Annotated in this window: 19 protein-coding genes; 6 read left to right on the forward strand and 13 right to left on the reverse strand. The window is 70.2% G+C overall.

The window, feature by feature from the left end; translation table 11 throughout:
* Positions 1-60 precede the first annotated feature (60 nt).
* Positions 61-558, forward strand: coding sequence for a hypothetical protein (locus tag Ato02nite_RS11745; protein ID WP_213006493.1), 498 nt, complete (start codon positions 61-63; stop codon positions 556-558).
* Here the strand turns inward: Ato02nite_RS11745 and Ato02nite_RS11750 are convergent.
* From Ato02nite_RS11750 to Ato02nite_RS11790, 9 genes are all read right to left on the reverse strand, one after another.
* Positions 505-1,680: an NAD(P)/FAD-dependent oxidoreductase gene (locus tag Ato02nite_RS11750; protein ID WP_246606623.1), complete on the reverse strand. Its 1,176-nt coding sequence runs from the start codon at positions 1,678-1,680 to the stop codon at positions 505-507. The two genes, Ato02nite_RS11745 and Ato02nite_RS11750, sit on opposite strands and share 54 nt — an antisense overlap.
* 40 nt (positions 1,681-1,720) lie before the next feature.
* Entirely contained in the window at positions 1,721-2,701 is a 981-nt protein-coding gene (locus Ato02nite_RS11755) for a Gfo/Idh/MocA family protein (RefSeq protein WP_213006494.1), read from the reverse strand.
* Positions 2,698-3,633, reverse strand: a complete 936-nt coding sequence (locus Ato02nite_RS11760) for an aldo/keto reductase (RefSeq protein ID WP_246606625.1) — start codon at positions 3,631-3,633, stop codon at positions 2,698-2,700. The genes Ato02nite_RS11755 and Ato02nite_RS11760 overlap by 4 nt, the downstream gene beginning before the upstream one ends.
* A complete protein-coding gene (locus tag Ato02nite_RS11765) occupies positions 3,630-4,661 on the reverse strand; it encodes an NAD-dependent epimerase/dehydratase family protein (protein ID WP_213006495.1) in 1,032 nt (343 codons plus the stop codon). Before Ato02nite_RS11765 ends, Ato02nite_RS11760 begins: the two co-directional genes overlap by 4 nt.
* An 11-nt stretch (positions 4,662-4,672) precedes the next feature.
* Positions 4,673-5,032 (reverse strand): tautomerase family protein, encoded by a 360-nt coding sequence (locus tag Ato02nite_RS11770; protein WP_213006496.1) that lies wholly within the window; start codon positions 5,030-5,032, stop codon positions 4,673-4,675.
* Between the two features lie 14 nt (positions 5,033-5,046).
* Positions 5,047-5,835, reverse strand: a complete 789-nt coding sequence (locus tag Ato02nite_RS11775; protein ID WP_213006497.1) for a carbohydrate ABC transporter permease — start codon at positions 5,833-5,835, stop codon at positions 5,047-5,049.
* Positions 5,835-6,776, reverse strand: a complete 942-nt coding sequence (locus Ato02nite_RS11780) for a carbohydrate ABC transporter permease (protein ID WP_213006498.1) — start codon at positions 6,774-6,776, stop codon at positions 5,835-5,837. Before Ato02nite_RS11780 ends, Ato02nite_RS11775 begins: the two co-directional genes overlap by 1 nt.
* Entirely contained in the window at positions 6,773-8,125 is a 1,353-nt protein-coding gene (locus tag Ato02nite_RS11785) for an ABC transporter substrate-binding protein (RefSeq protein WP_213006499.1), read from the reverse strand. Before Ato02nite_RS11785 ends, Ato02nite_RS11780 begins: the two co-directional genes overlap by 4 nt.
* Positions 8,126-8,294: 169 nt before the next feature.
* The gene (locus Ato02nite_RS11790) at positions 8,295-9,314 is read right to left on the reverse strand and encodes a LacI family DNA-binding transcriptional regulator (protein WP_246606627.1); all 1,020 of its coding nucleotides are present in this window, start codon (positions 9,312-9,314) and stop codon (positions 8,295-8,297) included.
* A 100-nt stretch (positions 9,315-9,414) separates the two neighbouring features.
* On the opposite strand from Ato02nite_RS11790, the gene Ato02nite_RS11795 reads away from it, so the two are divergent.
* Positions 9,415-10,641 (forward strand): endo-1,4-beta-xylanase, encoded by a 1,227-nt coding sequence (locus Ato02nite_RS11795; protein ID WP_213006500.1) that lies wholly within the window; start codon positions 9,415-9,417, stop codon positions 10,639-10,641.
* Here the strand turns inward: Ato02nite_RS11795 and Ato02nite_RS11800 are convergent.
* Positions 10,625-10,852, reverse strand: a complete 228-nt coding sequence (locus tag Ato02nite_RS11800) for a glycoside hydrolase family 18 protein (RefSeq protein ID WP_213006501.1) — start codon at positions 10,850-10,852, stop codon at positions 10,625-10,627. The two genes, Ato02nite_RS11795 and Ato02nite_RS11800, sit on opposite strands and share 17 nt — an antisense overlap.
* 66 nt (positions 10,853-10,918) lie before the next feature.
* On the opposite strand from Ato02nite_RS11800, the gene Ato02nite_RS11805 reads away from it, so the two are divergent.
* Both Ato02nite_RS11805 and Ato02nite_RS11810 read left to right on the forward strand, forming a co-directional pair.
* On the forward strand, positions 10,919-11,806 hold the full coding sequence (locus tag Ato02nite_RS11805; RefSeq protein WP_213006502.1) for a DMT family transporter: 888 nt from the start codon (positions 10,919-10,921) through the stop codon (positions 11,804-11,806).
* Positions 11,803-12,834 carry an NADPH:quinone reductase gene (locus tag Ato02nite_RS11810; RefSeq protein ID WP_213006503.1) on the forward strand — a complete coding sequence of 344 codons (1,032 nt, stop codon included), beginning with the start codon at positions 11,803-11,805 and terminating at the stop codon, positions 12,832-12,834. The genes Ato02nite_RS11805 and Ato02nite_RS11810 overlap by 4 nt, the downstream gene beginning before the upstream one ends.
* Here Ato02nite_RS11810 and Ato02nite_RS11815 read toward each other — a convergent pair.
* From Ato02nite_RS11815 to Ato02nite_RS11825, 3 genes are read right to left on the reverse strand one after another with little or no spacing between them, the layout of a single operon-like run.
* Positions 12,812-13,297, reverse strand: a complete 486-nt coding sequence (locus Ato02nite_RS11815) for a glutathione peroxidase (RefSeq protein ID WP_213006504.1) — start codon at positions 13,295-13,297, stop codon at positions 12,812-12,814. The genes Ato02nite_RS11810 and Ato02nite_RS11815 overlap by 23 nt on opposite strands.
* A 17-nt stretch (positions 13,298-13,314) precedes the next feature.
* Complete coding sequence (locus tag Ato02nite_RS11820; RefSeq protein ID WP_213006505.1) at positions 13,315-14,166, reverse strand: oxidoreductase; 852 nt, start codon at positions 14,164-14,166, stop codon at positions 13,315-13,317.
* Positions 14,167-14,221: 55 nt separating this feature from the next.
* Positions 14,222-15,034: a DNA-formamidopyrimidine glycosylase family protein gene (locus Ato02nite_RS11825; RefSeq protein WP_213006506.1), complete on the reverse strand. Its 813-nt coding sequence runs from the start codon at positions 15,032-15,034 to the stop codon at positions 14,222-14,224.
* Positions 15,035-15,084: 50 nt separating this feature from the next.
* On the opposite strand from Ato02nite_RS11825, the gene Ato02nite_RS11830 reads away from it, so the two are divergent.
* Together Ato02nite_RS11830 and Ato02nite_RS11835 are read left to right on the forward strand one after the other, a co-directional pair.
* A complete protein-coding gene (locus tag Ato02nite_RS11830) occupies positions 15,085-15,381 on the forward strand; it encodes a hypothetical protein (protein WP_213006507.1) in 297 nt (98 codons plus the stop codon).
* Between the two features lie 293 nt (positions 15,382-15,674).
* Positions 15,675-16,151 (forward strand): hypothetical protein, encoded by a 477-nt coding sequence (locus Ato02nite_RS11835; RefSeq protein WP_213006508.1) that lies wholly within the window; start codon positions 15,675-15,677, stop codon positions 16,149-16,151.
* Positions 16,152-16,312 lie beyond the last annotated feature (161 nt).

Raw genomic sequence — 16,312 nt, forward strand, 5'->3', positions numbered from 1 at the left:
TCCGGGCCGGCGTCGGGCCGTTCCGCAACAACGTCGCTGGTCGCGCTGACCGGCAGTGCCATGGGGCTGGTGTTGCTCGGCCTCGACCCGCTGACCTCGGCGACCGGGTTCGGCGCGGGCCACGTCGTGGTCGCCGCCTCCGCGCTGGTGCACGTGGCGACGCTGCTGATCTGCGTGCGCAAGGGTAAGTACTCGACGGCTGTGCTCGGCGTCTTCCTCCCGCCGGTGGCCTGGATCGGGGCGGTCCGGCTGGCCCGCCCCGGATCGAAGTGGTCCCGGAACCGTTACGACGCGGCCGAGGAGGCCCGGGCGAGAGCGCGCGCCGACGGCCTCGACGCGCGCTTCGGCCGCTGGGGACTGACCATCGCCGACCTGGTGGCGGGCCGCCCCTCGGCGCCGAATCCGCCCGCGAACGAGGCGCCGAATCCGCCCGCGAGCGAGGCGCCGAATCCGCCCGCTGACGAGGCGTCGGCCGCGGTGGGCGGAAGCGAGGCGTCGGCCCCGTCAGGAGGCGAGCAGCCGGCCCACGTTCTCCGGGGCGAAGAACTCGGCCGGTGAGGTCACGCCCGAGTTGAGCCGGGCGAACGCGTCCATGGCCGGCTGCTTGCCGGCGATCGCGGAGACCAGCTGGATCATCTGCTCGTCGGGCGGCTGCAGCGACGCGATGCCCAGCGTCATCTGGTAGTGCGGCATCGCTCGGGTGTCCCGGCGGGACTGGTAGCGGCCGAGGGCCTCGCCGAACTCCGCCTTGCCGCTGAGCGCCTCGTCCAAGGACCGCGCCAGCTCCTCGGCGTCGAGGAACGCGTCGGTGATGCCCTGCGCGGTGATGAAGTCGCGGCTGTAGCCGGCGTCGCCGACCAGCGCCCAGCCGTCGCCGAACGGGACGCGGAAATAGTTCGGCACCGAGGCGCCGGCGATCCGCTCCTCCCGCTTGGCGTCCCGGATGCGCTCGGTGAACTCGGGCGACGTCGCGAACGTCGCCATCAGGGTGGCCTCGACGTCGTCGCGGTGCTCGGCCAGCTCGGCGTGCGGCCAGCCGCCGACGACCATGGTGAGGCCGTCGTTGGTGGGGCACACCGCCCAGCCGCGGCCGGGCCGGCTGTACGCCTCGAATGTGTCGGTCGGCAGGTTGCTCCAGTACGAGTAGTAGCCCACCGTGAGCGGGGGATGGTCCTCGTAGGCCACCGCCCGCACGTCCTTGGCGACCACCGAGTTGCGGCCGTCCGCGCCGACCACGACCCGGGCCTGCTCGGTCACGCCGTTGCCGCCGCGGATGCCGGTGACCCGGCCGTCGGTGAACAGGAGGTCCTCGACGCTGAACCCCTCGCGCACCTCGACGCCGGCCGCCACCGCGGCGTCCAGCAGGATCTTGTCGAGCAGGGTGCGGCGGGGTGCGTACGCGTACGGCGACTCGGGCGTGCCCGGCGCACCGGCCAGGGTGAGCGGCCCGAAGTCGAACGAGTAGCGCCCCACCGGCGGGCACCCGGTCGCCGTGACCTGGTCGAGCAGGCCCCAGCGCTGCAGCGCGGCCGCGCCCGGCGGGTGGATCACGTGGGTCGACACCGTATCGCTGGGGAACGTCGACCGGTCCACCAGCAGCGTCCGGTATCCCTGGCGGGCGAGCAGCATGGCCAGCGGCGAGCCGGCACACCGTGCCCCCACCACGATCACGTCGTACACGATTGCCCCCTCGGCCGTGCCGCCACAGTGGAGGCCGAGATTACTCCCAGCGGGACCGGTCGAATCCGGCCGCCTCGTAGATCGCGTCGATGACGGCCATGTTGGCGATCGGGTCGTCGCCCTCGGTCGGCAGCGGTGTCCCGGTGCGCAGCCCGTCGAGGACCGCCTCCAGCTGGTGGTCGTAGGTGGTGCGGCCGGCGACCGTGGACAGCCGGGGCACCCCGTCGACCTCGAGGCGGATGCTGTGCCCGGCCGACGGGAAGACGATGTTGTCGACCAGCAGGGTGCCGCGCTCGCCGGTCAGGGTGAGCGCCGACCTCAGCGTCACGCCCTCCACCATGCTGCAGGCGATGGTCGCCGCCACCTCGCCGGGGAAGGTCAGCTCGGCCCGCATCGAGATGTCCGCCCCGGACGGATTCTTGGTGGCCGTGGCGGCGTGCACGACCGGCGGGCCGGGAAACAGTGACCGCACCCAGTGCACGGGATAACAACCCAGGTCCATCAGGGCGCCGCCGCCCAGTTGCGGTTCGTGCCGCAAGGTTCCCGGGGCGTACGGGTTGGAGCCGTCGAACACGGCCTCGACCCGTTCGATGCGGCCGAGAATGCCGTCCGCGACCGCATTCCGGAGGTACGCGCTGAGCGGGTGGTAGTGGTCGTGGAAGGCCTCGATCACCCGCCGGCCGGTCTCGGTGGACGCCGCGATCACCCGGCGGGCCTGCCGCGCGTTCATCGTGAACGGTTTCTCGCAGAGCACGTCCTTGCCGGCCCGCAGCGCGGCGATCGTCCAGTCGGCGTGCATCGACGGCGGCAGCGCGTTGTAGACCAGGTCGATGTCCGGGTCGTCGAGGAGTTCCTCGTAGGAGTCGTAGGCGTGTTCGATGCCGTGCTCCGCCGCGTACGCCTTGGGATCGGATCGGGAGGCGACCGCCGCGACCACGACGTCGTCGCGGCGGCGGACCGGCAGGAGGACGGCCGCGCCGGCGATGCCGGCCGCGCCGAGGAGTCCGATTGTCGTGGTCATCGCGGGTCCAACCAGAGTGAGGAGGGCGGGACCAGGGAGTCCAGTTCCGCCCAGAGCGAGTCCGGGATCGGCGTTTCGGCCAGCGCGACCGTCTCGGCCACCCGGGCCGGCGAGGAGACGCCGACGACGGTCGAGTCGATGAACGGTGCACGCAGGGAGAACTGTAGTGCGGCCGCGGCCAGCGGCACGCCGGTCCGCGCGGCCGCCGTCCGCATCGCCCGGGCGGCGGCCGCGATCCGGTCGTCGCGCGCGCCGTAGGCGTACCTCTGCTGTTTTTCGTTTGCCAGCATGCCGCCGCCGTACGGCGCGGCGTTGAGCACCCCGATCCCGCGTTCGTGCGCGTCCCGGAAGAGATCGGCCGCGGAGCGGTCGAGCAGGGTGTAGCGGTTGTGGGTGAGCACCACCTCGAAGACGCCGGTGTCGAGGTACTGCCGCATGAGTCCGACCGGGCCGCCGGCCACCCCGAGGTGCTCGGCGAGCCCTTCCTGCTTGAGCTCGGCCAGCGCCTCGACCGGGCCACCCGGCGCGGTGGCGGCCGCGAAGCTGATCCGTTCGGGATCGTGCAGGTGCAGCAGCTGGACGCGGTCGAGCCCGAGGCGGGACAGGCTCTCCTCGAGCGAGGCCCGCACCCGGCGGCCGGAGAAGTCGCCGGTTCGTGGGTCCGGGTCGACCTTGGTGGCCAGCACGACCCCGGGCGGCAGGCCTTTCCCGTCGAGGGCGAGCCCGATCCGCTTCTCGGCCGAGCCTTCCTCGCCGTACCCGTTGGAGGTGTCGATGAAGTTGATCTTTTGGTTGGCCAGCACCGCGGTGACCGTCGCGACCGCCCGTTCCTCGCTCACCGCGTAGCCGTAGAGGCCGGGCATGCTGGCGAGCGGGCTGGTGCCGACGCAGAGCGCCGACACCGGTAGACCGGTGCTGCCCAGAATGTTCATTGCGCTCCCGCGAAGACGGCCCGGGCCCGGTGGTAGGCCGCGACGATCCGGTCGAGCACCGCGTCGGTCTCGTCGTCGCCGTCGGCGACCGGCGGGTGTGCCGCCCGCCAGGCGATCATCCGGGCGGCGGCGCGGTGGAAGGTGAGCCGGGGGGCGAAGCCGGGCACGAACGTGCGGATCTTGGTGGTGTCGAAGACCGCGCTGTGCCCGAGGTCGCCGACCATCTCACCGGACCAGAACCACTCCGGCGCGACCAGCGGGAACATGTCCGAGGCCACGTGCACGAGCCGCGCCTCGACCCCGAGCGCCTCCGCGACGATCGTGTAGATCTGGTCCCAGGTGTAGACGTCGGAGCCGGTGATGTTGAACGTCTCCCCGATCGCCCGCGGATTGCCGAGCAACCCGACCAGGCCCTGGGCGAAGTCCTCGGCGTGCGTGAGCGTCCAGAGCGACGTGCCGTCGCCGTGCACCGGGATCTCCTCGCCGCGGGCGATCCGCTCGACCATCGCCCAGCCGCCGGGCAGCGGTGGATTGGCGTCGTCGTAGGTGTGCGACGGCCGCACCACGGTGACCGGAAAACCCGTCTGGACGTGGGCGTCGAGCAGCGCCCGTTCGGCCTGCCATTTGGCGGTCGCGTAGTCCAGGTGCGGGTTGGGCCCGACCGGCGTGGACTCGGAGATCGGCACCTGCCGTACCGGCTTGGTGTAGATCGAGCCCGAGCTGATGTGCACGTATTGCCGGGTGCGGCCGCCGAACAGAGCGACCATGCGGCGCACGTCGCCGGCGTCGTAGGAAAGGAAATTGATCACTGCGTCGAACGTCCGGTCGCCGAGCGCGGCGACCAGGGCCGCCTCGTCGGTGACATCGGCGACGAGTGCCTCGGTCCCGGCCGGATTTTCGCCGCGGCCCCGATTGAGTACGGCCACCCGCATGCCGGATTCGACCGAGAGCCGCACGCAGGACGCGCTGATGGTTCCGGTGCCGCCGAGGTAGAGCACGCGCAGCGGCGCGGAGTCGGAGTGGAGCATCGAGTTTCCTCTCAGAGCTTTCCGGCGTACCAGTCTTCGAAGCCGTTCTCGGTCAGGCTGATCAGCACGTCCTCGGGCCGGATGCCCAGCGGCCCGAGCCGGTCGACCACCGCCCGGAAGAACCGCTGCTTGGTCGCCACGTCGTACATGTGCACCGCGATGACCCGGATGACCACCAGGTTCTGCCGGTCGACGCCGTTGTAGCCGGGGTCGAACTTGAGCTCGCCCACCTCGTGCGGCGAGAAGATCTGGAACCGGTCGTCGGCCGGGATGCCCAGCGCCGCGATCTGCGCCTCGTGGATGGCGTCGCCGATCTTCTCGTGGTGCTTGTCGAACGTGTCCCGGGCAAGGTGAATCTGAATGAGCGGCACGGTTGCCGGCCTTTCTACTTGATAGCGCCGGCGCTGAGGCCGCGCTCGAAGAGGCGCTGGAGGCTGAGGTACGCGACGACCTCGGGGATCGCCGTGATCACCGCCGACGCCAGGATCTTGGTCTGGTCGTTGCTGAACTCGCCGACGAAGAACTGCGGGACGAGGGTGATCGTCTGCAGGTCCGGCGACTGCAGGAAGACCAGCGGGAACAGGTAGTCGTTCCAGGCCGCCACCAGGGTGAAGATGAGTACGGCGGCGGCGATCGGCCGGGTCAGCGGGATGACGAGATAGATGAAGCCGCGGTACGAGTTGGCGCCGTCCACCCGCGCCGCCTCGAACAGTTCGTCCGGCAGGCTGTCGATGAAGTTGCGACTTAAAAGCACCGCGAACGGCACCTGCAGGGCGGCCAGCGGCAGGATCACCGCCCAGTACGTGTCGTACAACCCGAGCTTGGTGTCGGTGGCGAACAGCGGCGCCAGCAGCACCACCTCGGGCAGGGTGAGGCAGGCCAACAGCATCCAGAAGTAGACCTCGCGGAACCGGATGTGCAGCTTGGCGAAGCCGAACGCGGCCATCATGGTGACCACGTAGACCAGCACGATCACGACCGCCGCGATGATGATGCTGTTGACGAAGAAACGCCCGAAACCCGGCACTTCGAGTACGGCCTGGAAGTTGCGTACGCCCTCCCCGGCGAACGCCCCCTTGACCATCACGACCAGCGGGAACGCGAACGGGATGAGCAGCAGGGTGGCGAAGACCTGAAGAAAGATCTTTCCGGTACGGCTACGTATCTCGAACATCAGCGGCCCTCCCGCTCCCGGCCGGCGAACTGCAGCGCCAGCGCCATCAGCAGGGCCACCACCAGCAGCACGATGGAGAGCGCCGCGCCGTAGCCGACGTGACTGAGCGGGATGGTCTGCCGGTAGATGTAGGTGCCGAGGAACTCGGTGGCGTAGTTCGGGCCGCCGATCGTCACCAGGTAGGGCACGTCGAACGTCTTCAGTGCCCCGATCGCGCCGAGCATGGCCAGCGCGACCGTGGTGCCGCGCAGCTCCGGCCAGATGATGCTGTGCAGGGTGCGCAGGTTGCTCGCGCCGTCGATCCGGGCCGCCTCCAGCACGGACGGATCGATCTGGGTCATCGCCGCGTAGTAGAGAACGAACGTGACACCGGTCCACTCCCAGATGGTGATGAACATGATCACCGGCAGGGCGGTGCTGGTCTGCCCGATCCAGGGTTGAGCCAGGTCACCGAGCCCGATGTGCCGTAGTACGGCGTTGAGCTCCCCGTCCGGCGCGAACATGTGCCGGAATACGGGCGCCATGATCGCCGGTGCGAGAACCACGGGCACGAACACGATGACCTTGTAGATAGCCGCGAGCCGGATCCGGCTGTGCATAAGGACGGCGAACGTTAGTCCGACTAACGTTTGGACGACGAACGTTAGGACGAAGAACAAAGCCGTGTGCCGTACGGCCGCCCAGAACACCGGGTCGTGCAGCATCCGCGTGTAGTTGTGGGCTCCCACGTGCTCCGGACCCGGGCTGATGCCGTCCCAGTCGAGCGTCGAGATGTAGCCGGTGTAACCGATGCCGTAGTAGATGAGCCCGACGCTGAGCACGAGGGCCGGCAGGATCCAGGGGAGACCCGGCGGACGGCGGGGACCGCGACGGCCACCGCCGTCCGCGGAGTCCGGGACACTCGCCGCCCGATGCAGGGTCGGGGTCGAGGTCCCGGTCATTTGAAGGTCACGCCCGCGGCCTCGGCGGCCTGCTGCAGGGCCTTGGCGGCGTCCTCCGGGCTGGACTTGCCGGTCGCCACCGAGGTGGCCGCGGCCAGGATCCCGGTCTGCACGTCCGCGCTGAGCAGCGACTCGCGCGGCTCGGTGATCGCACCGGACTTGGTGATCAGGTCCTCGACCGGGCCCTTCTGGGTGGCCGGGTCGACCAGTTCGATCTTGTTGAAGTCGGGCTCGACGCCCTTGAGCGAGGGGATGTCGTTGAGCTGGTCGGCGATCGCCTGCTGGCCCTCGGACGAGGTGGCCATCCACTTGACGAAGGTCTCGGCGGCCGCCTTGTTCTTGCTCTTGGTCGAGATGGCCAGGCCGAAGTCGGCGTCGCCGTACATCTCACTGGTGTTGCCGGCGCCGGCCACGTCGGGGAAGGCGGCCGGGAGGATCGGGAACGGCTTGGCGCCGCTGACCCCGGCGGCCGAGAGGGCCGCGGTCATCGCCTTGGTGGTGGCGTACTGGGTGTACCAGGTACCCATCATGATCATGCCGTACTTGCCGGTCAGGAAGTCGTTGTTGGCGTCCGGGTACTGCTGGTAGCCGACCGCGCCCTCCTGCATGATCCCGCTGTCGAACAGGTCCTTCCAGATCGCCAGGGTCTTGACGATGCCGGGGTCGGTCCACTTGGCGTCGCCGGTGGACGCCTTGCTCCACAGGCCGGGCTGCACCGAGTTGGCGATCGACTGGAGGGTGTCCTGGTCGAAGCCTTCCTGGGCGGCGCCCTGCACGAAGCAGCCGACCTTGTTCTGCTTGAGCACCGAGCAGACGTGCTTCCACTCGGCCAGGGTGGTCGGCGCCGTCAGGTTGTACTTCTTGAAGATGTCGCCGTTGAGCCAGAGCATGCCGGCGTAGACCGAGCCGACCGACATGGCGGTGAGCTTGCCGTCGGCGGACAGGCCGCTGATCCCGATCGGGGCGACCTTGTCCTTCCAGCCGGCGCCGAGCGCGTCCTCGGCCAGCTTCGTCTGGTCCTCGGCGAACGACTTGAACTGCGCGACGTACGCGCCGGGCTGCATGTCGAAGACGTCCGGGCCGTTGCCGGAGGCGAGCGCGGGGCGCAGCGCGGCCACCCAGTCGGAGATGTTGACCAGCTTGTAGTTGACCTTGATGTCCGGGAACTTCTGGTTGAACGCCGCGATGTAGGCGTTGGCCGTCGCCGTGTCGGTCGGCGTCCAGCCCCACCAGTTGACGGTGCCGGAGGTCGCGGTCGACGCGTCGGTCTCGGTGCTGTCGTTGCTGCCGCAGGCGGCCAGGCCGGAAAGGGCCAGGGTGGCGGCGGCGAGGACGGGCAGAAGGCGCATGGAACCCTCTCCACTCTTCGATGGAGCCGAAGGAAATTTGGGCGCAGTGAGCTGAGGCCCGGAGTGGGCCGGAGGAATGAGAAGGAGCCGACGGAAACCGTTACGGCGGTGTTTCGTGTTGTGCGCTTGAGGCTAGGACGCGCGAAACGTTTGCGTCAAGGTTTCCAGATCATTTGGAAATGTTTCGCGCGGCGGTGCTTCCGCGGACAACCAGGGTGGTGTCGATGTCGATCCGGCTGAAGGCCATCTCGGGCTCGTCGTTCAGCCGCATCACCAGGTGCACGGCCTGCTCGGCCATCGCGACCAGCGGCACGTGCACGGTGGTCAGCGGTGGGCCGGCCCACCGGGCGATGCTCAGGTCGTCGTAGCCGACCACGGACAGGTCGGCCGGGATGCTCAGGCCGAGCGTGCGGGCGGCCTCGTAGACGCCCAGCGCGTACAGGTCGGAGGAGGCGAAGATCGCGGTCGGCGGGTCCGGCAGGGAGAGCAGGGCCCGGCCCTGCTCCAGGCCGTCGGCGTGGTGGAACCGGCCGGGCCGGACCAGCTCGGGCTCGCCGGTCAGGCCGGCCGAGTCGAGCGCGGCGCGGTAACCGGAGAGCCGGGCGGTCGACGCCATCATGTCGGCCGGGCCGGTGATGATGCCGATCCGGGTGTGCCCGAGGTCGATCAGGTGCCGGGTGGCCTGGTAGCCGCCGTTCCAGTCGGCCGAGCCGATGGACGGCACGTCGGGCGCCGGGGTGCCGGCCGGATCGACCATGACCAGCGGGATGTTGCGCGAGCGCAGCCGTTGCCGGTCGTCGGCCGAGAGCTTGCAGGCGATCAGCACGACCCCGACCGGCTGGCGCCGGAGAACATCATCGACCCAATGGGCGTACGGCGTGGCCTGCTCGGTCGCGCCGCTGAGCACCATGCCGATCCGCTGCAGCCGGGCCGACTGCTCGATGCTGGCCAGGACCTCGCTGCCGAACGGGCTGTCCACCTCGTAGCAGAGCACGTCGAGCAGCGGCGCGGCCTGGCGTTTGCCGCTGCGCTGCTGGTAGCGGTGGTCCTGGAGGAGGGCCTCGATGCGGGCGCGGGTCTCGTCGGAGACGCCGGCCCGGCCGTTGAGCACCTTGGAGACGGTCGACACCGAGACGTCGGCCTGGGCGGCGACCTCGAACAGGGTCGCGCGGGAGGTCGCTCGAGGCATGCGGATCACCTTATCTGGACGGCGAGTGTTGACCTATGCTGCCGTTCTCTACGACAATTTCGCAATCCAGCGCGAAACTTTTCTCGATCGGAGACGCCAGATGAAGCACCGCATCGGCGCGGTCACGCTCACCGTGCTCGGGCCGGACGGCCGGCCGCTCGCCGACCGGGTCGTCACCGTCGCCCAGCAGCGGCACGACTTCGCCTTCGGCAACATCGGCTTCGACTTCATCCGGCCGGTCGGTGGCCCCGGCCGGCCCGGCTACTTCGGCGGCGGCGAGCACATCGACCTGGAGACCCTCGCCGACGCCTGGCTCGGCCTGTTCAACACCGCGACCCTGCCGTTCTACTGGGGCGGCTACGAACCCCGGCGCGGTTCCACCGACGTGCGGCGGCTGACCGAGACCGCCCGCTGGCTGGCCGAGCGCGGCGTGACGGTCAAGGGGCATCCGCTGCTCTGGCACACCGTGCAGCCGGACTGGCTGCTCGGCCTCGACCTGGACGAGGTGGAGAGACTCGTCCGGGCCCGGATCCGCGAGCTGGTCACCGGGTACGCCGGGCTGATCGACGTGTGGGACGCCATCAACGAGACCGTGATCATGCCGGTCTTCGCCAACGGCGACAACGCGATCACCCCGCTCGCCTGGGACCGCGGCCGGATCGCGATGGTGCGGATGGCGTTCGAGGAGGCGCGGGCCGCGAACCCGGCCGCCACCCTCGTCCTGAACGACTTCGACCTGAGCTCGGCGTACGAAATCCTGATCGAAGGGGTTCTGGAAGCCGGCATCCGGATCGATGCGATCGGCCTGCAGACGCACATGCACCAGGGTTATCGCGGCGAGGAGTACATGCGGCGCACGCTCGACCGGTTCGCCCGCTTCGGCCTTCCGCTGCACATGACCGAGACGACCCTGCTCTCCGGCCACCTGATGCCGCCGGAGATCCAGGACCTGAACGACTACCAGATCCCGTCCTGGCCGAGCACGCCCGAGGGCGAGGAGCGGCAGGCGGCGGAGATCGTCCGGCACTACCGGTCGCTGGTCGGCCACCCGGCGGTCCAGTCGATCAACTACTGGGGGATCACCGACGACGGGGCCTGGCTGGGCGCGCCGGTCGGGCTGCTGCGGGCCGACGGCAGCCGCAAACCGTCGTACGACGCTCTGGCCGGTCTGGTCAAGGGCGAGTGGTGGCTGCCGCCGACCGAGATGCGCACGTCCGCCGACGGCGTGGTCACCGTGTCCGGTTTCTTCGGTGACTACACCGCCGGCGGAGAGCCCTTCTCGATTCACCCCGGCCGGGCCGAGGCGACGGTCACCCTGAGTAGGTAGCGAAGATCTTGCTGAACTCGTACGGCTGCTGGGCGATGTTCGTGCACATGTAGAACGCGCCGGTGCAGGCGTTCTTGTCCCGGCCCAGCTCCCAGAAGCTCAGCATGCCGAGGTGCCTACCCTGCGCGAACGTCACCAGCTGGCGGGCGTCGGCCTGGTCGTAGATCCGGCCGTCGTCGTTCTGCCCGAGCATCGGCGTGACACCGACCATCTTCCACACGCTCGCGTGCCCGTATCCCGGTTGGGCCGCCCGGGCCGTCGGTGTTAGCTTCCGCGCATGTCGATCATCCCTGGTAGCCGGCACGGCGCCGTCATCGCCGCGGGCGTGACCGTGCTCTTCTGGGCATCGGCGTTCGTCTCCATCCGCAGTGCCGGCTCGGCCTATTCACCCGGCGCCCTCGCCCTCGGCCGGCTGGCCACCGCCGCGGTGCTGCTGGGCGTGTTCGCCCTGATCCGCCGGGTCGGGTGGCCCGCCCGCGCGGCCTGGCCGGGCATCCTGATCTCCGGGCTGCTCTGGTTCGGCGGCTACATGGTCTTCCTGAACTGGGGTGAACGGCTCGTCGATGCGGGCACCGCCGCGCTGATCGTCAACGTCGGCCCGATCCTGATCGCGTTGCTCAGCGCCGCCCTGCTGCACGAGGCGGTGCCCCCGGCACTGCGGCTCGGCATCGCGGTGTCCTTCGCCGGCACGGTGATCGTCGGGCTGTCGATGTCCGGTGGTGGGAAGTCGTCGCTGCTCGGCGTCGTGCTCTGCCTGCTGGCCGCGATCACTTATGCGATCGGCGTGGTCGCGCAGAAACCCGCACTGCGGCACGGCAGCGCCCTGCAGATCACCTTCTGGTCCGCGCTGGTCGCCGCGGTCGCCCTGCTGCCGTTCGCCGGCGTGCTCGCCCGGGAGGCGGCCGACGCGCCGCTGTCCGCGACGCTGAACATGATCTACCTGGGCGTGGGGCCGACCGCGATCGCGTTCACCACCTGGGCGTACGCCCTGGCGCGGACCACCGCGGGCAAATTGGGCGCTACGACGTACGTCGTACCGGCCCTGGTGGTTTTGATGTCCTGGCTTTTTCTTTCCGAGGTTCCGGGGTGGTTCACCCTGGCCGGTGGGGTGCTCTGCCTGGCGGGGGTGGCGGTTTCCCGGCGGTCTGCGAAGGTGAAGGCATGAAGGCGATCATCTACCGCGACAACGGCGACTCCGACGTTCTCGAGCTGGTCGACCGTGACCTGCCGGCGCCCGGTCCGGGCGAGGTGCAGGTGCGGGTCGTCGTCTCCGGGGTCAACCCGACCGACTGGAAGACGCGCTCCGGTGCCACCAACCCCAAGCAGTTTCCCGAGGTCACCCCGCACCTGGACGGCGCCGGCGTGATCTCCGCGGTCGGCGCGGGGGTCGATCAGGGCCGGGTCGGCGAGCGGGTCTGGCTGTTCATGGCCGCCGCCGGGCGGCCGACCGGTACGGCCGCCGAGTACACCGTCGTGCCGGCCGCACGCGCCGTGGCGTTGGCCGCCGAGGCCGGCTTCGACCTGGGCGCCTCGCTCGGTGTGCCCGCGCTCACCGCCCACCGCGCCCTCACCGTCGCCGAGGACGGCCCGGCCCGCCTGCACCCGGGCGCGCTCGACGGCAAAGTGGTGCTGGCCGCCGGGGGAGCGGGAGCGGTCGGGCACGCGGTCATCCAGCTCGCCCGCTGGGCCGGCGCCACCGTGATCAGCACGATCAGCGGCCCGGCGAAGGCCGCGCTGGCCACCGCGGCCGGCGCCCACCACGTGATCAACTACCGCGAGGGCGACCCGGTCGCCGCGATCCGCGAGATCGCACCGGAGGGTGTCGACATCGTCGCCGAGGTGGCGCTCGGCGCGAACCTCGCGCTCGACCTGGCCGTGCTGCGCACCCGCGGCACCATCGCGACCTACGCCAACGACGGCGGCAAGCCGGTCCAGCTGGACGTGCGGCAAAACATGACGCTCAACACGCGCTTCCAGTTCCTGGTGCTCTACACCGTCGGCGACCGGGCGCTCGCCGCGGCCGCCGAGGATGTCGCCGCCGCGGTGCGCGACGGCGCCCTGCCGGTGGGGGAGGAGCACGGCCTGCCGCTGGTCCGTTTCCCGCTCGACCGCACCGCCGACGCGCACCGCGCGGTCGAGGACGGCACGGTCGGCAAGGTGCTGGTCGACGTCAGGGCAGAGTCGACTCGATAGCGGAGATCACCTCGGGCGCGTCCGGGCTGGTCCGCGGACCGAACCGGGCGCGCACCGTGCCGTCCGGCCCGATCAGGAACTTCTCGAAGTTCCACCGGATGTCGCCGGTGTAGCCCTCGGCGTCCGGTTCGTCGACCAGCTGCTGGTAGAGCGGGTGCCGGCCGTCCCCGTTGACCTCCACCTTCTCGGTCATCGGGAAGGTGACGCCGTAGGTGGCGCTGCAGAACTCGGCGATCTCCTCGGCGCTGCCCGGCTCCTGCCCGCCGAACTGGTTGCACGGCACGCCCACCACGCTGAAGCCGCGGCCCGCGTAGCGCTCGTGCAGCTCCTCGAGCACCGCGTACTGCGGCGTGAGGCCGCACTTGGAGGCGACGTTGACAACCAGGGTCGCCGTGCCCCGGAACAGGCCGAGATCCAGCGGTTTGCCCTGGAGGTCGGCGATCGGGAGGTCGTAGATGGTCATACCGCCAGCGTAACCACTCAGGCCGTCCGGTGATCACCGCGCTTGTGCCGCACCCCGAACGCCTGGGCCATCAGGGCGTCGAACGCGCGGTCCGGCAGCAGCCGGCGGGCCAGCAGCAGCGGTTTCGCCCCGGTCCCGGCGGCGTAACGGGTCAGCGGCCGGCGCGCCCGGATCGCCTGGATCACCACCTGCGCGACGGACTCCGGGGACGAGGTGATCCGCGGTTTGTCGGCGGCCGCCTCGTGCGACGCAGCGAGGGCCTTCGCCTGCTCCGCGTACGGCCCCGAACCGGACGTGGCGGTCAGCCCGGCGACGGCCACCGGCCCCCAGCCGGTGCGGGTGGCACCCGGCTCGACCACCACCACGTCGATGCCGAACGGCGCGAGCTCCATCCGCAGGCAGTCGCTCAGCCCTTCGACCGCGAACTTCGACGCGTGGTACCAGCCGCCGAGCGGCTCGTAGATCCGGCCGCCGACCGAGGTGACGTTGACGATCCGGCCGCGGCCACGCTCGCGCATGTGCGGCACGACCAGCTGGGTGAGCCGGGCCGGCCCGAACACGTTGACCTCGAACTGACGCCGCGCTTCCTCGGTGGGCACCTCCTCGACCGAGCCCATCGAGCCGTACCCCGCGTTGTTGACCAGCACGTCGACCCGGCCGGTCTCGTCGACGGCCCGGCCCACCAGATCGTCCAGCGACGCGTGGTCGCTGAGGTCGGCCTTCACCGCGACGATCCCGTCGTCGGGCGGAACCTCCCCGACCCGGCGGGCAGCCGCGTACACCGTGAAGCCCATCGCGCCCAGCCGCCGCGCGACCGCCGCCCCGATCCCGCTCGATGCTCCCGTGATGATGACGGTCCGTCGTGACATGCCGCGATTATCGACAGTGTTCGAGCGGTAGCGGACCGTGCCGGTCGGCTTTCCGTCAGGCGGCGTCCCTCGACCGGGTGACCTGCTCCCGCGAACACCACCAGGTGGTCCGGCCGCCGACCGTGCCGTGCACCATCGGGGCGCCGTCCCGCGGGCACCGCCCGTCCGCCCGCCGGTGCGCGATGATCGGCAGAGTGTGCACGCCACCGTCGCGCAGCGCGGCCCCCACGGCGTCCCGGGTAGCCCGGAAGAGCCGCCGGGCCTCCGCCGACGTGATCTCGTCACCCGGTACCGCGGGGTTGATCTTCGCCTGCCAGAGGATCTGATCGGCGAGCAGATTGCCGATGCCGGCCACCAGATGCTGATCCAGCAGGCGCCCCTTGACCGGCGTGATCCCGCCGGTGACGGCCCGGACGAACGCCGCCTGGCCGATGCCGGCCGCATCCGGCCCGAGAGCCTCAACCGGCGGATCCAGCCGTACGCGCCCCAGCCGTCGCGGATCGACCAGCATCAGCCGCCCACCATCGTCGAACGTGATCGTGAAGCGCGCCCACCGGTAGTCGCCGGGCACGCGCCGGCCCTCCCAGTAGTCGCCCCCGTCGATCTCGCCGCCGTCCACTCCGGCGATCACGATCTTGCCGGACATGCCGAGGTGGATGCCGAGCACCGGCCCGCCGCCCGAGGTGTCGCACCACATGCTCTTGCCGCGCCGGTGAGCCACCGTGAGCCGGCGTCCGACCAGCGCGGCGCGAATGTCGCCGGCCCGGTGCGGCCGGCAGACCCACGAGTCGGTGTCGTCGACATCGGCGATGACCCGATCGAGGGCGCCCCGCTCGATGACCGACCGGGCAGACTCAACTTCCGGCAACTCAGGCATGGTGCCGGAAGTCTAGACACCCGCGCGGTCCGGAGACCGGGATGCTTCCGGAGCCGGTGCCGACCGGCCTGGCGTCCCGGTTCGAACGGCAGGATTCTCGCGCTCAGCACGCTGCGGTCCCGGTGCACCGCTGGATACGCAGCCCGGGCAGCGGTCCGGTGCCTCATGACCACGGTCTTGGTGTCCTGGGCAACGGTTCCCTGATCAGCCCGGCCGAATGGCGCCGGTTCGCCGGTGACACCCAGATCCTTCCAGCTGTGCCCGGCGCCTCCGGCCGAGTTCTCGGTCGCGCCCAGCGCCCGTTCACCGACGCGGTCCGCCGCGCTGATCCTCCCTGACCGGGGTGTGCTCCCGGCTGCGATCAGCCACCCGTGCAAAGCGAGGGCACCATATGAACATCCGGTCGGCGTCGCCGAACAAGACGGCAAAACCGCCGACCGGGAGCCCTAAACGCGCTGCGGTCGGCCCCTTAACCCGGGTTAGGCCTGGATCAACCGATGCGATTACGACTACGGTGCGTAATGTCGAAACTGATCGGAAGCATGATCGACTCACTCATCTGCCGATGTGCGTGCATCCGCTGGCCCCGTCGTCCGCGCGTGATGGCGCTGCAGGTGGATATCATCGCCGCGTGGACGATGACAGCCTCGTGGCCGCGGCCCGAGACCTAGTCATGCGGCCGTTCCCCGATGATGGTCCCAGCCGCGGGTCGTGGCTCGTCGGCGAGACCGAGTCTGTGCCAGGCGGCCACTTCGCGCCAATCGCTTCGAGCCCTAGTCTGTACGAGACGCCGGCCGACGACGACGGCACGATCGGCGACATCTACGAGCGGGTGTACACCGACTTCAAGATTCGGCGCCGGCAGGCCGCCGACGCGCTTGCGGCGATCTGGGGCCCGCCGCGGCCGTACTCGTTCGCGGCGGAGCTCGAACGGTTCTGGGCCGACCACGAAAGCCTTTCACCGTTTGAGTACGACTTGGCCCTGTTCACCGGCGAAGACCCGTTTCCGTCCTGGCGACGCCACGACCGGCTGGTGGCGCTGCTCCTGGGGCAAATGGACAAGGAGTTCCCGATCGTCCTGACGCTGGCCGTCATAGCTGGCCCATGACGCTGCTGCCCACAGGGCTTACGGCAGTAATGCCAGCACCACGGATCCTGGCATCTGGATCTGCCGCTGACCACGCGCGGCGGCCAGCGGTAAGCCGTCACGCGGCGTGATGCATGCCGGGGAGGCCCGACGCGCGCTCATGCCGATGAGCGCGCATCTGA

This window comes from Paractinoplanes toevensis (genome assembly GCF_018332695.1).
Lineage (GTDB): Bacteria > Actinomycetota > Actinomycetes > Mycobacteriales > Micromonosporaceae > Actinoplanes > Actinoplanes toevensis.

Coding starts and splice junctions, on each gene's coding strand:
- Ato02nite_RS11745 (WP_213006493.1), top strand. CDS start 61: ATGGGGCTGGTGTTGCTCGGCCTCGACCCGCTGACCTCGGCGACCGGG.
- Ato02nite_RS11755 (WP_213006494.1), bottom strand. CDS start 2,701: ATGACCACGACAATCGGACTCCTCGGCGCGGCCGGCATCGCCGGCGCG.
- Ato02nite_RS11760 (WP_246606625.1), bottom strand. CDS start 3,633: ATGAACATTCTGGGCAGCACCGGTCTACCGGTGTCGGCGCTCTGCGTC.
- Ato02nite_RS11765 (WP_213006495.1), bottom strand. CDS start 4,661: ATGCTCCACTCCGACTCCGCGCCGCTGCGCGTGCTCTACCTCGGCGGC.
- Ato02nite_RS11775 (WP_213006497.1), bottom strand. CDS start 5,835: ATGTTCGAGATACGTAGCCGTACCGGAAAGATCTTTCTTCAGGTCTTC.
- Ato02nite_RS11780 (WP_213006498.1), bottom strand. CDS start 6,776: ATGACCGGGACCTCGACCCCGACCCTGCATCGGGCGGCGAGTGTCCCG.
- Ato02nite_RS11785 (WP_213006499.1), bottom strand. CDS start 8,125: ATGCGCCTTCTGCCCGTCCTCGCCGCCGCCACCCTGGCCCTTTCCGGC.
- Ato02nite_RS11790 (WP_246606627.1), bottom strand. CDS start 9,314: ATGCCTCGAGCGACCTCCCGCGCGACCCTGTTCGAGGTCGCCGCCCAG.
- Ato02nite_RS11795 (WP_213006500.1), top strand. CDS start 9,415: ATGAAGCACCGCATCGGCGCGGTCACGCTCACCGTGCTCGGGCCGGAC.
- Ato02nite_RS11800 (WP_213006501.1), bottom strand. CDS start 10,852: ATGGTCGGTGTCACGCCGATGCTCGGGCAGAACGACGACGGCCGGATC.
- Ato02nite_RS11805 (WP_213006502.1), top strand. CDS start 10,919: ATGTCGATCATCCCTGGTAGCCGGCACGGCGCCGTCATCGCCGCGGGC.
- Ato02nite_RS11810 (WP_213006503.1), top strand. CDS start 11,803: ATGAAGGCGATCATCTACCGCGACAACGGCGACTCCGACGTTCTCGAG.
- Ato02nite_RS11815 (WP_213006504.1), bottom strand. CDS start 13,297: ATGACCATCTACGACCTCCCGATCGCCGACCTCCAGGGCAAACCGCTG.
- Ato02nite_RS11820 (WP_213006505.1), bottom strand. CDS start 14,166: ATGTCACGACGGACCGTCATCATCACGGGAGCATCGAGCGGGATCGGG.
- Ato02nite_RS11830 (WP_213006507.1), top strand. CDS start 15,085: ATGCTTCCGGAGCCGGTGCCGACCGGCCTGGCGTCCCGGTTCGAACGG.